Below are 14,488 nucleotides of genomic sequence, written 5' to 3'. Positions count from 1 at the left end.
AATTGTACAACGTGAAATAATGTAGTGGACACAGGAGAAACTGCATAAATTATCTTTCCGGTCCCAAGGAGGCCCCGATGAGAAAATTGGTCGTATCAGAGTTTTTGACGCTCGATGGAGTAATGGAGAATCCGCAGTGGACTTTCGCCTATGGAAGTGAAGAACAGGAGAAATACAAGTTCGGTGAATTGAAGGATGCCGATGCTCTGCTACTGGGGCGTGTGACGTATGAGGCATTTGCCGCTGCCTGGCCCAATATGCTGGAGCAGACCGGGGAATACGGCGAGATGATGAACGGTTATGCCAAACATGTCGTCTCCACAACGCTCTCCGAAGTCACCTGGAACAATTCAAACCTCATTAAGGACAACCTGCCGGAGGAGATTAATAAGCTTAAGCAGCAGCCGGGCCGAGATATTCTGGTATTCGGCAGCTGTATGCTGGTCCAGAGCCTGATGCGTCTGGGTCTTGTGGATGAATTCCGCCTGATGGTATTCCCGGTGCTGCTTGGCAGCGGCAAACGGCTATTCGGTGAAGGACTTAAGGAGCAGGGACTTCATCTTACAGATACCCGGAAATTCTCCCCGGGCGTGGTTGTGGCCAGCTACGCACCGGTTAAGGATTAATGAATAAGCTTAGTGAAAAGGCTTAATGAACTTGCTTAATGAACAAGTGCAAGCACCGGAGCAAAGCTGTTATGCTCTGCTGCTTGTACTTTTTTTGTGTGTAGTCACGATGATTGTGTGTGTAGTCACGATGAAGTGGACTGAGAAGCGCATATTTCTTCAAAAAGACCCATATTGACGCTGAAACGGACTGAGATTCCGTTATATTGTATTTTCGCGCCTGAAAGGAGGGGCGGGCGATCAAATAAAGGAATGTGAGTCCGGGTGACAGGCAAATTCTCCTGATTTGCCCAATTAGCGGATTTTCAGTCCGCCTCAGGCAGGAAGGGGGCCGTTAAAGGCTTGCAGCGACGCTTTTGTAATATTAATACATAATATTCCTTTTAACGGACGGCCAAAAAGCAGTTTCGCAGGGTTGAATCTTGCTATATCTTAATTGAGCAGTATTTACGAGGAAATAGGAGGAATTAAAGCTATGGGAGGGCTTTACTACATGCTTAAGCCTAGTTTTTTCCGAAAAAACAAGGAAAATGCTCATTTCTCCCCTTTGCCGCATTAAATCATGGGTGATAAACTGCTTAAAGTCCCTAAATTGAAAGCGCATAAAAAGGTGGCTTAAGATGTGAGGTTTGGGGACTAAGACCATGCTTACGAAGTAGCTTTACTTCGTAAAGCTTTAAGGAGGAGAGATATGGATGTTCTCAGGCAACTGCGGGGCTTTTATCGGGAGAAACTGCACTATTTGATTCTGTCGATTATATGTTTGGCGGCCGCAACTGCAGTGGGGCTTATTACCCCCAATTTGTTAAGGAGATTGATTGATGATGTTATTGTTCCCCTAAAGTTTACTGAGGTGCCCGTACTCGCTCTTAGTGTGCTTGCTGTAATTATTGTTAAGGCCTGCCTGCAATTTGCCCATGGCTTCTTCGGTGGACGGCTGGGGAATTTTCTGGCCTACCGGCTGCGCAATGCCTGCTATGAGAAGCTGCAATTCCTGTCCTTCCGTTACTATGATACGGCGAAGACAGGTGACCTGATGTCCCGGCTGACCGGGGATTTGGAAGCGATCCGGATGTTCATCGGCTTCGGATTTGCCCAATTGCTGAATGTATTTTTCATGGTTTTGTTCGGTTCCATCATGATGTTCACAATCAACTGGCAGCTTACGCTGGTTACTCTGATCACTATGCCGTTCCTGGCTGTAGTTGCACTCAGATTCGAATCCAAGATTCACCCGGCCTTTCAGGAGATGCGTCTGGCGTTAAGCTCCCTGACAACGGCTGTACAGGAGAATGTCACCGGGGTGAGAACAGTCAAATCGTTTGCCAGAGAGGCTTACGAGGTTGAGAAGTTCTCACACCGTAATGAACGTTATAAGGATAATCAGATTTTTGCCGCCGAGCTATGGAGTAAATTCTTCCCTGTGATGGAGCTGCTCGCTTCGGTCAGTGTAGCGATATTGCTGGGGGTTGGCGGTACACTGGTCATTAACAAGCATATGTCGCTCGGAGAACTCGTCGCTTTCTTCAGCCTGATCTGGTATATTATCGGACCGGTATGGGGCCTTGGCTTCCAAATCAACAACTATACCCAGTCCAAGGCATCGGGAGAACGCGTGCTTCAAGTCCTTAATCAGCAGATTGATGTGAAGGATAAAGAGAATGCAAGTGAGCTTGTACCGTCCGAAGTGAAAGGCGAAGTGGATTTCGATCATGTTACTTTTGCTTACGGGAATAAGATGCCGGCTGTCAAGGATATCCACTTTCATGCTGAGCCAGGTGCGGTCATCGGATTCCTGGGAGGAACCGGCTCCGGGAAATCCACCATTACCCAATTGATGATGCGCGCTTATGATGTGAATCAAGGAAGTATCAAGCTCGATGGGGTGGATATCCGTGAATTCCAGGTCCGCAGTCTGCGGGCACAGATCTCGACGGTATTCCAGGAGACGTTCCTGTTCTCCTCCTCCATCCGCAATAATATCTCCTATGGACTCAAAAATGTCAGCATGGATGAAATCATCCGTGCCGCCGAGCTGGCGAAGGCGCATGAGTTCATTATGGAGATGCCGGAGGGTTATGATACCGTGGTAGGTGAACGCGGGATGGGACTCTCCGGCGGACAAAAGCAGCGGATTGCCATTGCCCGCGCGCTGCTGAAGAACCCGCGGATTCTCATTCTGGATGATGCGACCAGTGCGGTCGACATGGAGACGGAGCATGAGATTCAGGCAGGATTCCAGGAGGTTATGCGCGGACGTACAACCTTGATCATTGCCCACCGGATTTCCTCTCTGCGCCATGCTGACCAGATTATAGTTATGAATGAAGGGAAGATGGTGCAGCAAGGTACGCATAAGGAACTGATTGAGGTTCCGGGACCTTACCAGGATGTATACCGGATTCAATATGCCGATTATTTGGCCAGAGATAATGAATTAGGGGCAGGTGATCCGGCATGAATCTTGAGACATCCAAGCAGACCGCAAGTGCGGCATTAGAGAAGGATAACAGCAAGGCAGAGGAACAGACTTTGGAGGAGCGTTTCGTCTATAAGGATGATGACGTGATTGACAAGGCTTTTGACTGGAAGCAGTTCACCCGCCTGTTCGGCTATATGAAGCCGTATGCAAGGCAGATGCTGCCGCTCGTCGCGGTAATGATGATTCTGGGTACAGTAACGAAGCTGACGGTTCCGTTCCTGACAAGTATGGCGATCGATAAGGCAATTGCTCCCGAGGACGGCAACTCAAGTCTTACGCTGCTATACACGCTGACAGCCAGTGTTATTGTTCTATATCTGATCCAATGGATCGCCGGTGTGTACCGGATTAAGTATACGAATGTGATCGGGCAACGGGTCATTTATGATCTGCGTTCGGATCTGTTCCGCCATATTCAGAAGCTCTCCTTCAACTTCTTCGATAAAAGACCGGCCGGATCAGTACTGGTGCGGGTGACGAATGATATCAACTCGCTGCAGGATTTGTTCACGAACGGGGTCGTCAACCTGATGATCGACTGTGTGCAGCTGGTCGGCATTATGGTCATTCTGCTGCTGATCAACTGGAAGCTGGGACTTGCGGTAATGATTACTGTACCGGTTATGTTCCTGATCTCCACCAAGCTGCGGCAGCGGATCCGGATCGCCTGGCAGGATGTGCGGATGAAGAATTCCCGGATCAACTCCCATCTGAATGAGTCGATTCAGGGGATTCGCGTGACCCAGGCGTACACCCAGGAAGAAGAAAATATGCATTATTTCGATGCCATGAACATGGACAGCCGGAAATCCTGGAACAAGGCTTCGGCAATGAACCAGGCGTTCGGTCCGATTATTGAAGTCACCGGAGGCTTCGGAACGATGATTCTCTTCTGGTTCGGGGCTTATCTGATCCAGTCCGGTGAGCTTACCGTTGGTTTCCTGGTGGCCTTCAGTACGTATGTCAGTAACTTCTGGGACCCGATCAACCGCCTCGGCCAGATGTACAATCAGCTGCTGGTAGCCATGGCTTCCTCGGAGCGGATCTTCGAGTATCTGGATGAGCAGCCTGCGGTTCAGGATAAGCCGGGCGCAACGCCGCTGTCCAAGATTCAGGGAGACATTCACTTTAACAAGGTCGTATTTGAATATGAAAAAGGCCGCGCCGCGCTCAAAGGCATTGATCTCGATGTGAAAGCCGGCCAATCGATTGCCCTCGTCGGCCATACCGGCTCCGGCAAAAGCACGATCATCAACCTCATCGGCCGGTTCTATGATATCAAGAGCGGCGACATCACGATCGACGGCAGAGATATCCGTGATGTAACCCTGCAGAGTCTGCGGGAACAGATCGGGATCGTGCTCCAGGATACCTTCATCTTCTCAGGAACGATCCGGGACAATATCCGGTTTGGACGGCTGGATGCTACAAATGAGGAGATTGAAGAAGTTGCCAAGGCAGTGGATGCCCATGACTTCATTATGAAGCTGCCGGGCGGCTATGAGACCGAAGTTGAAGAACGCGGCAGCGCACTGTCCATGGGCCAGCGCCAGCTGCTGTCCTTCGCCCGGGCGCTGCTCGCCGATCCGCGGATTCTGATTCTGGATGAAGCGACAGCCAGTATCGATACGGAGACGGAGATCAAGATCCAGGAAGCGCTGAAGCTCCTGCTTCAGGGCCGGACCTCCTTCATCGTAGCCCACCGGCTCTCCACCATCCGCCATGCGGATAAGATTGTGGTGCTGGATCATGGCGAGATCAAGGAAGAAGGCAATCACGCCGAGCTTACCGAGCGTGACGGCATATATAACGGTTTAATTGAAGCGCAGTTCCGCTTCTTATAGCAGAATGACAGACAGCAGCCCTCCCCGGCACACTTTAATTAGCAGGGAGGGCTGCTGTTATTTTTATAGAAATTCACCCCTGCCGCTTGGCGGCTCTGCCGGTTACCCGGACCTCCAGCATCTGTGCACTGATCTCCTGCTGCCACTGAGAGTCTTTCGTATGTGCGGCCAGCATGGCTTCATTATTCAGCCGGGCCATTTCCCAGCAGTACACTGTGTTGACATGAAGGCAGTGCTGCTGCTCGTCACGTTCCGCTGCGGCCAGCGGCCGCTTCAGACTAAGGGTATACAGCTCGGCAAGGCGCTGATGAACTGCAAGCATAGGTTATCTCCTCCAAATGATCTTTTGCTATCAGCCTAGCCTTGGAGGCCGGGATTCAAACCGGGGAAAATAAAGTTCTTGAAATCGCTTTTTTTTATGCTACAATAACAGTAATACAGGATTGTGACCGGTAACGCGGGCAATGCCTAAGCTGATGCGAGTATCATTTTCTTAATGATATTGGGATCAACTTAGGCTTTTTTTGTACAAACTATATGGCGGGAGGTGAGATAGAGATGATTATCGAGAAGGTGCTGAACAACAATGTACTTCTGACCAAGAATCAGAAAGGCAAGGAAGTCATTGTCATGGGCAGAGGAATTTCCTTCAACAAGGTGGCAGGGGATTATGTAGATCCGGCTAAGGTGGACAAGATTTTCCTGCTTAATGAGAACGAATTCACGGCAAGGCTGACGGAGCTGCTGAATGATATTCCAGTGGTGCATCTGGAGCTGGCCAATGAGATCGTGATGTATGCGAACGGGGTGCTGGGCACAGAGCTGAGTGATAACCTGTATCTGACGCTGACGGACCACATTCATTTTGCGCTGCAGCGTTTCGAAAAGGGAATCATGCTGAAGAACGCGATGCTGTTCGAAATCAAACGCTTTTACAAGAAGGAATATGAGATCGGGCTGGATGCCCTTAAGATTATCGAGCAGGCAACGGGCCTAGCGCTTGGTGAAGATGAAGCCGGTTTTATTGCCCTGCATCTGGTGAATGCCAGGATGGATGGCGGCAATGAGATGAGATCAACCGTCAAGATGACGGAAATCGTGCAGAATATTCTGAATATTGTTACCTATCACTACAAGCTGGTGCTTGATGAGACTTCGCTCAATTACTCGCGGTTCCTGACGCATCTGCAGTATTTCTCCATGCGGATCCTGAAGAAGGAGACCAATAACAGCGGCGAGGAGTTTCTGTATAACCAGGTGAGGCAGACTTATGTCAAGGCCTTCGAATGTGCAAGCAAGATCAATGAGTATCTGGAGAAATCCCATGGCCAGAGCTTAAGCAAGGATGAATATGTCTATCTGACCATTCACATCCAGCGGGTGACGGACCGTAACAGTCTGGAATAACACATTCCCTAAGCGAACCCTCTAACTTCATATTTTCTATCCTACAGGGTGTAACTGGTAATGCAGGCAAAACCTGAACTGATGGCAAAACTAGCGTTTTTTGACGCCCTTTTGCCCTGAGTTCAGGTTTTTCTTGTTTGCAGGGGGGATAATAGAACTTGCTGGCACAACCCGCCTCTGCAGCGATGTTTAATCAATCGAGAAATATAAAGGAGCATACCCAAGTGAGCAATAAAGACTTATCCAAACAGATTATTACACTCGTTGGCGGAGAAGGTAATGTGAATTCCGTATTCCATTGTGCAACGCGACTGAGATTCAAATTGAAGGATAACAGCAAGGCCAATAAAGCAGCGCTTGAAAAAACACCGGGAGTCATTACCGTGGTGGAGAACAGCGGCCAGTTCCAGGTCGTCATCGGCAACAATGTCAGCCAGGTGTTTGAGCAGATTATGAAGGAAACCTCTTTGCAGGATGCAGAGAAAAGCGGTAATGACGAAAGCTCCGAAAGTACCGGTGTACTCGGCAAAGCGGTCGATATTATTTCAAGCATCTTCTCTCCGATTCTCGGGGCGCTCGCCGGTGCAGGGATTCTCAAGGGCCTGCTGGCTTTGATTCTCTCGCTGGAATGGATCAGCGGCACCAGCGGTACGTATCTGATTCTCAATGCAGCGTCGGACAGTGTGTTCTACTTCCTGCCTGTGTTCCTGGCAGTTACAGCGGCGCGTAAATTCAAAGCCAATCAATTTGTCTCCATAGCAGTAGCCGGGGCGCTGATATACCCTTCGGTAATTGCTGCTGTGGGTTCGCCGGACCCGCTGAACTTCCTGGGGATTAAGATTGTGCTGATTAACTATTCCTCCAGTGTAATTCCGATCATTCTGGCGGTATGGGTACAATCCTATGTGGAGAAATGGTTCCGTTCGTTCATTCATGAATCGGTCCGAAATATTCTGGTTCCCATGTTCGCGCTCTTAATTGTAATTCCGCTTACGTTCCTGGCCTTCGGACCTGTAGGCTCACTGATCAGTGACGGTTTGGCTTCCGGTTATACCTGGTTGTACAATCTTAGTCCTTTGGTTGCCGGGGCTATTGCCGGGGCATTCTGGCAGGTATTCGTGATCTTCGGCGTGCATTGGGGATTTGTGCCCATCATGCTCAGCAACATTGCTACACTGGGGTATGATACGATGCTGCCAATACTCTGCGCAGCAGTTCTGTCTCAGGCCGGTGCAGTATTCGGCGTATTCCTGAAATCCAGAAACCCGCAGCTCAAAGCTCTGGCCGGTTCTTCCACACTGGCAGCCATCTTCGGAATTACTGAACCGACAATCTACGGGGTTACCCTGAAGCTCAAGAAACCGTTCATCTATGCCTGTATCTCCGGTGCGATCGGTGGGGCGATTATTGCACAAGGCGGCGCAAGAGCACTGTCCTTCTCCTTGCCGGGACTGCTGGCCTTGCCGACTTATTTCGGAACCGGATTCATCTGGGTAATCATCGGCATACTTGTAGCCTTCGTACTCGCTGCTATTCTGGTATTTGTGCTTGGGTTTGATGACCCGGCAGCCGATACAGCAGTTTCTGTTAACTCAAGCGGACCGGCTAACCCGGCTACACCCACGATGATTGACAAAGAAATGGTGGTAAGTCCTCTGGCAGGAGCACTGCAGCCGCTCGAAAGTCTGCCCGATGAAGCTTTTGCTTCCGGCGCAATGGGTAAAGGCATTGTCATCGAGCCGTCCTCCGGGAAGCTGACTTCTCCGGTGAACGGAATGGTAACCACGGTATTCCCGACAGGGCATGCGATAGGCATTACTTCGGATGGCGGCGCAGAGCTGTTGATCCATGTAGGAGTCAACACGGTGAAGCTGAAAGGGAAACATTTTGACAAAAAGGTACAAGAGGGAGATAAGGTCGTGCAGGGTCAGCTATTACTGGAATTTGACCTGGAAGCTATCCGTGCGGCAGGCTTTGTAACAGCGACTCCGGTCATTGTCACCAACTCGGCAGAATACCTCGATGTTCTGAAGAATACCGGAAGCGAAGTAACAAACGGCGAAGCTTTGCTAACCCTAATACACTAGAACCCGTGCTCCAATGAGCAGGTACTTACGACTTCTAAAAAGGAGATACACATGACTAATTTCAAACAGAAATTTCCGGATAACTTCCTGTGGGGAGGGGCTACGGCCGCGAACCAGCTGGAAGGCGCTTACGATCAGGGCGGCAAAGGCCTGTCCAGTGCGGATATGGTAGCCTACGTGCCCAAAGCAGAGCGCAGCAATGATCATGCCATCGAAATCAGCTCCGAGCGGATCGCGCAAATTCTGTCCGGCGAATTCAACGCACGTTTCCCGAAACGTGAAGGGGTCGACTTCTACCACCGCTACAAAGAGGACATCGCTTTATTTGCGGAAATGGGCTTCAAGGTGTTCCGTCTGTCGATCAACTGGGCCCGGATTTATCCGAATGGCGATGATGCCCAGCCGAATGAGGCCGGTCTGAAGTTCTACGACGATGTATTCGATGAGCTGCATAAATACGGGATAGAGCCGCTGGTTACCCTGGCGCATTACGAAACTCCGCTCGGTCTGACGCAGAAATACAACGGCTGGGCCTCCCGCGAACTCGTCGGCTGCTTCACCCGCTATGCCGAAACGGTGTTCCGGCGTTATAAGGATAAAGTGAAATACTGGATCACCTTCAATGAGATCAATATGATGACCCTTAGCCCGTTCACCGGCGGCGGTGTTGTCATTGACCGTGCAGGGAATAAGCTGCAGACGATTTATCAGGCCCTGCATCACCAGTTCATTGCGAGCTCGCTGGCTACCAAGCTGGTGCATGAGATTATCCCCGGTTCCCGGATGGGCTGTATGCTGGCGCGGATGGAGAGCTATGCGGCTACCTGTAATCCCGAGGATGTGCGGTTGAACCAGCATGAGAATCAGCTGAACCTGTACTTTACCGATGTCCATGCACGCGGCGAATATCCGAAATATATGGACCGTTATTTTGCAGAGCACAATATTGAACTTCACAAAGAGCCGGGCGATGATGAGCTTCTGAAGCAGTACACGGTGGATTATGTGGCATTCAGCTACTATATGACCCTCACGCTGTCAGTTAGTCCTGAAGGCGAGCGGGCGCAGGGTAATCTGTTCGGCGGGATAAGAAATCCTTATCTCAAGGCCTCGGAATGGGGCTGGCAGATCGACCCGACCGGGCTGCGGATTATGCTGAACACGATGTATGACCGTTACCGGAAACCGCTGTTCATCGTTGAAAATGGGCTTGGGGCGTATGACAAGGTTGAGCCGGACGGCTCCATCCATGACAGCTACCGCATCGATTATCTAAGACAGCATATTGCCCAGATGAAGGAAGCCATTATGGACGGTGTGGAACTGATCGGCTATACAAGCTGGGGACCGATTGACCTGGTGAGTATGTCTACTTCGGAAATGTCGAAGCGCTACGGCTTCATCTACGTGGATCTGGACGATGACGGTAACGGGACGTTGGACCGTTCGAAGAAAGACTCTTTCCATTGGTACAAAAAGGTCATCGCCAGCAATGGTGAAGAGCTATAGCCTGCGTTAAAAGAAAAGGAGATTCGCTGACCCGTATCCGGGTTCAGGAATCTCCTTTTTGCATGAATGTATATGTAGCCGGCCTATTCCATATAGATTTCCACGACCGCAATTTTGCGTTCGCGCGACAGATCAAGGAATTTGCCTTCGCTCTGCACGAGCGGCCGGAAGACATCCAGCGGATTGTTCATAATGATTACACCCATATCTCCGGTGCTGAGCAATACGCGTTTGCCGATAAAATTAGGCATCAGATGCTGAATGAAGGCTTGTACCGGTTTGCCGTTCAGCTTGCCGAAGCTGAGCGAGTTGATCTCGCGCAGTACGGAAATCAGCTCCTGCTTGGACTGGTAGACCCGGTGGGAGGTCATGGCGCTGTATATATCGGCGACCGCTGCAATCTGGGCATATGGATGAATATCGTTCTTGGTAAGCTGGTGCGGATAGCCGGAGCCGTCTTCACGTTCATGATGCTGCAAGGCGACTAAAGCTGTGAAAGGATCATTCATGGAATTCTGAATGATTTCGTGCCCGTAAACCGTATGTAGTTTGATCTCGTCGAATTCGGCAGCGGTCAGCTTGCCGGGTTTGTTCAGAATATCAGGGGAGATCCGGCATTTGCCGATATCGATCAGGTATCCTGCACGGCCGATCTCATAACACTCCGCCTTGGAATATCCCAGCCAGGAGGCAATATAATAAGATAGCATCCCAACCTGCAGGGAATGGTTGTAGGTATAATTGTCTTCCCGGTCAAGCAGCAGAAGGAGTGAGACGACATCTTTGTGTTTGTCGAGCGTGGATAGCGTCGGCTGGAGAATATCGTCTACAACGGACTGATTGAAGCTTCCCTTAGTGAGTGCTTCCATATATAGAGATTCAAAACCATCGATCATGATGTCGAAGCTGCCGGAAGCAGCCTGGATGATTGAGGATCTGCTTGAGGGTGCGGGTTCTTCCTGCACCGTTTCAATATCTACATAATCTACGCCATGCTGTATCAGCTTGGCGATCTCCTCCAACTGGAGCCGTGATCCTTTGGGGAGTACATGCAGCCCGCGTGAGCTGAAGGTATCCATCCGCAGATGATCACCCGGTTTTAGATCCATGACGTGTACTCTCAATGAATATGCCACCTTACTATAGCGATTTTTTCCAGCATAGCAACAAAGTCGGGAATATTCAATGGTTTAGGAGTACTGTTTATAGCTGGAGGATTCTTCAGCCTGGGGATCTTTCCCGAGCCACTGTGAGCCTGAATCCCGGATATCCTTTTTCCATACGGGGACTGAGACTTTAAGCGCCTCAATGGCGTAACGGCTGGCCTCATAACAGGTATCGCGATGCGGTGCGGACACGGCAATGACAACACTGGCTTCTTTGATTCCTACGAGTCCGATCCGGTGTGCAATTGCGCAGTGAGCCTGCCAGCGTTCTTGAATCTCGAGGCCTATCTCCTGCAGCTTCTTCAGTGCCATGGGCACGTAAGATTCATAATGAAGGGCGGTTGTCTGCTGATCTCCAGTCATCTCCCTGGTCGTGCCGACAAAGAGGAGTGAGGCTCCGTGGTTAACATCCTGCACCTTCTCCAGGAGCAGCTCAGCCTTCAAGGGCTGATCCGTAATGCTGAACAGGCCGTCTGCTGTCTCGCCAGCGGCAGCTTCAGGTTCTCCGCCGGACACGGGCGGGATCAATGCCACCTCGGAGCTTTCGGCAATCTCTGTATCATCCGGGGCATATTCCCGGTCAACGGCAACCAGGGATACTTTGATCTGCGGAGCAGCATCGGGATACGAAGCGGAGAGCAGTTCTTTCAGTTTGCCGGCTGTCAAAGGCGACTCATGGGCATGAAATGTCAGAGTAGAGGAGCCGATGACTTCGGCCAGACCCGCAAACAGTCGAATGGACACATGCATGATTTAATCACCTCGTAATTACATAAGTTAGGACAGCTTATAATGATTACAATATACCATAATGAGCCTGAAAATGTTATGCTAACTCTAGAAGAGCACAAGCCTGCCGCTTACACTATAAACGGCTGTACAAGTGGGAGGGAAGCAAGCTTATGAAGCCTGAGCCGCAAAGATTAACCATTCTTCATACCAATGACATACATAGCCATTTTGAAATGATGAGTCCTGTCGCGGCAGAGATTTCTGCAATGAAGGCTGCTGCAGGCGAAGGTCCGGTGCTGCTGCTGGATATTGGCGACCATATGGACAGGGCTGCCGTAGAGACGGAAGGCACGATGGGGCAGGCTAACATCGATATTATGAATCTGACCGGATATGATGCCGTAACTATCGGCAACAACGAAGGCCTTACCTTCTCACAGAAGATGCTCTCGGCTATATTTACCGGCATCCAGTGTCCTGTGGTGTGCTGCAACTTCCTGGAGTCTGCAACCGGAGAGCCTCCGCACTGGATGCAGCGCCATGCCATCCTGGAGAAGGACGGGATCAAGATCGGGCTGACCGGTGCCACGGCAGCGTTCACTTCCTTCTACTCCCTGCTGGGCTGGGATGTGCTGGACCCTGAAGAAGCGCTGCGCGAGCAGTGTGAACTGCTGGCACCGCAAGTGGATATCCTGATCATTCTGTCTCATCTGGGGCTGCCCGCAGACCAGAAGCTGGCAGAGAATCTGGAAGGTGTACATGCCATTCTGGGAGGACACACCCACCACATGCTGGAGAAGCCGCAGATGATAGGCGGCACGGCTGTATGCGGCGCCGGCAAATTCGGCCGGTATCTCGGACGGCTGGTATTTGAGCGGGAGCAGCCGGACGGAGCCTTCCGGCTGGCTGAAGGGGGATGTACCGCAGTCAATGGCGCGCTGACTGAAGAGATCATCGCTCCGGCGGCAGCAATTCACCTGCAGCGCGGCCGTGAGGTGCTGCAGGAGACCGTTGCCATCAGCGACCGCGGGCTGCCGCTCGACCTGCAGGGCGAATCACCGTTTGGCAACCTGCTCGCACAGGCTGTCCGCCGCTTCACGGGCAGCTCCTTCTCGCTTGTCAATTCCGGGCAGCTGCTCGGCTCCCTGCCGGAGGGCAATATTACGGCAGGCATGCTGCATGCCCTATGCCCTTCCCCGATTAATCCGTGCATTGTACAGCTCACCGGCAAGGATATCCGCACTGCGCTGGAACAGAGTCTAATGGAGGAATACCGCAACAAGGTAATCTACGGCTACGGATTCCGGGGGAATATGCTGGGCAGTCTGGCTGTCGACGGATTAAAAATCTTGTACGATCCAAGGGTCATGCCGTATGATAACGGTATTGCGATTTTTGTCGGCGGAGAGAAGCTGGAAGACGGACGGGAGTATAGCGTCGGCACGCTGGATATGTTTACATTCCGCACCGGGTATGAGAGTATAGCGAATGGCCGGGAGCCTGTCTATTTGCTGCCCCATTTTCTGCGCGATCTGCTGCGGATGGAGCTCCAGCGCCCGGGGAGTCTCGATGAGAGCGAAGTTGCCCGCTGGGTGAGCCTGGCCACCTGATTCATTCCGCAATTCATTCAAACATTAGAAGTCATAGCTGCACCAGGTTTCATTGACTAGATCAGGAGGATTATATGGATACAATTACAGCAATAATTCTGGCAATTGTAGAAGGAATAACCGAGTTTATCCCGGTATCATCAACGGGACACATGATTCTTACCACGAAGCTGCTGGGGTTTGACGAGCAGGATTCCATTATGAAGACGTATGAGATTGTCATTCAGCTTGGGGCCATTCTGGCCATTGCCATTGTCTACCGCCAGCGGATTCTGAATCTGCTGGGGATCGGCCGCAGCGGAAGAAGCAGAGGCGGTGTCATGCCGGCATCACGCCTGAACCTGATTCATGTGCTGCTGGGTATAGTGCCTGCGCTCGCCGTAGCTTTTTTTGCCCGTGATTTCATCAAAGGCCTGTTCGGCGCATCTACGGTTCTCTGGGCACTGGTGGCCGGCGGGATTCTGATGATCGTCGCGGAATGGGTCAACAAACGCAAGATTCGCGTGACCGCGCATGAGCTGGATGATCTGTCCTACGGGCAGGCGCTGGCGATCGGACTCTATCAGATCATTTCCGTACTCTGGCCAGGGTTCTCCCGTTCCGGTTCGACCATCTCCGGGGGGATGCTCAGCGGGGTCAGCTACAAGGCTTCGGCGGATTTCTCCTTCCTCATCGCGATTCCGATTATGTGTGCGGCCTCGGGCTATGAACTGCTGGATTCCTACCGCAATTTCACGAATGATACGATCTGGTATTTCGCCATTGGCTTCGTGATTTCTTTCGTGGTGGCCTATGTGGTAGTTGTTCTGTTCATGCGGATGATCCAGAAGATCAGACCGACCCATTTCGCGATTTACCGGTTCATACTTGCGGCTGTCTTCTGGCTGTTCATTATGCGTTAAGCTCACCCGGCTTAGCATCACCGGGCAGGAGATGCAGACTTACATACATGCGCTTGTCCGGTCGCTCAAGGTAACGGTATAGGCACAGCGTTTGACCCAAGGATTCCGAAGCAGAATAGCAAT

11 protein-coding genes are annotated in these 14,488 nt (G+C 51.2%); 8 read left to right on the top strand and 3 right to left on the bottom strand.

The window, feature by feature from the left end; translation table 11 throughout:
* Positions 1 to 77: 77 nt before the first annotated feature.
* From GC101_RS15565 to GC101_RS15555, 3 genes are all read left to right on the top strand, one after another.
* A complete protein-coding gene (locus GC101_RS15565; protein ID WP_171717968.1) occupies positions 78 to 626 on the top strand; it encodes a dihydrofolate reductase family protein in 549 nt (182 codons plus the stop codon).
* A gap of 691 nt (positions 627 to 1,317) precedes the next feature.
* Positions 1,318 to 3,087 carry an ABC transporter ATP-binding protein gene (locus tag GC101_RS15560; protein WP_039300219.1) on the top strand — a complete coding sequence of 590 codons (1,770 nt, stop codon included), beginning with the start codon at positions 1,318 to 1,320 and terminating at the stop codon, positions 3,085 to 3,087.
* Positions 3,084 to 4,952, top strand: coding sequence for an ABC transporter ATP-binding protein (locus GC101_RS15555; RefSeq protein ID WP_081969908.1), 1,869 nt, complete (start codon positions 3,084 to 3,086; stop codon positions 4,950 to 4,952). The genes GC101_RS15560 and GC101_RS15555 overlap by 4 nt, the downstream gene beginning before the upstream one ends.
* A 73-nt stretch (positions 4,953 to 5,025) precedes the next feature.
* Here GC101_RS15555 and GC101_RS15550 read toward each other — a convergent pair whose 3' ends face one another.
* Positions 5,026 to 5,274 carry a DUF7667 family protein gene (locus tag GC101_RS15550; RefSeq protein ID WP_039300213.1) on the bottom strand — a complete coding sequence of 83 codons (249 nt, stop codon included), beginning with the start codon at positions 5,272 to 5,274 and terminating at the stop codon, positions 5,026 to 5,028.
* Positions 5,275 to 5,510: 236 nt separating this feature from the next.
* Between GC101_RS15550 and licT the strand changes: the two genes are divergently transcribed.
* The 3 genes from licT (at position 5,511) to GC101_RS15535 (ending at position 9,955) form a co-directional block, all read left to right on the top strand.
* Positions 5,511 to 6,359, top strand: coding sequence for a BglG family transcription antiterminator LicT (gene licT, locus GC101_RS15545; RefSeq protein ID WP_171717967.1), 849 nt, complete (start codon positions 5,511 to 5,513; stop codon positions 6,357 to 6,359).
* Between the two features lie 224 nt (positions 6,360 to 6,583).
* Positions 6,584 to 8,446, top strand: coding sequence for a beta-glucoside-specific PTS transporter subunit IIABC (locus GC101_RS15540; RefSeq protein ID WP_171717966.1), 1,863 nt, complete (start codon positions 6,584 to 6,586; stop codon positions 8,444 to 8,446).
* Between the two features lie 51 nt (positions 8,447 to 8,497).
* A complete protein-coding gene (locus tag GC101_RS15535; protein ID WP_171717965.1) occupies positions 8,498 to 9,955 on the top strand; it encodes a glycoside hydrolase family 1 protein in 1,458 nt (485 codons plus the stop codon).
* 83 nt (positions 9,956 to 10,038) lie between these two features.
* Here the strand turns inward: GC101_RS15535 and GC101_RS15530 are convergent, their stop codons facing one another.
* Positions 10,039 to 11,079 (bottom strand): HD-GYP domain-containing protein, encoded by a 1,041-nt coding sequence (locus tag GC101_RS15530; RefSeq protein WP_039300202.1) that lies wholly within the window; start codon positions 11,077 to 11,079, stop codon positions 10,039 to 10,041.
* Between the two features lie 66 nt (positions 11,080 to 11,145).
* On the bottom strand, positions 11,146 to 11,871 hold the full coding sequence (locus tag GC101_RS15525) for a molybdenum cofactor biosynthesis protein (protein WP_171717964.1): 726 nt from the start codon (positions 11,869 to 11,871) through the stop codon (positions 11,146 to 11,148).
* A gap of 152 nt (positions 11,872 to 12,023) precedes the next feature.
* Between GC101_RS15525 and GC101_RS15520 the strand changes: the two genes are divergently transcribed.
* Entirely contained in the window at positions 12,024 to 13,463 is a 1,440-nt protein-coding gene (locus GC101_RS15520) for a bifunctional metallophosphatase/5'-nucleotidase (RefSeq protein ID WP_171717963.1), read from the top strand.
* Between the two features lie 74 nt (positions 13,464 to 13,537).
* On the top strand, positions 13,538 to 14,365 hold the full coding sequence (locus tag GC101_RS15515; RefSeq protein WP_042211663.1) for an undecaprenyl-diphosphate phosphatase: 828 nt from the start codon (positions 13,538 to 13,540) through the stop codon (positions 14,363 to 14,365).
* Positions 14,366 to 14,488 lie beyond the last annotated feature (123 nt).

This window comes from Paenibacillus phytohabitans (assembly GCF_013141775.1).
Classification (GTDB): domain Bacteria; phylum Bacillota; class Bacilli; order Paenibacillales; family Paenibacillaceae; genus Paenibacillus_AQ; species Paenibacillus_AQ phytohabitans.
This window is presented reverse-complemented; position numbering and strand designations above follow the sequence as displayed.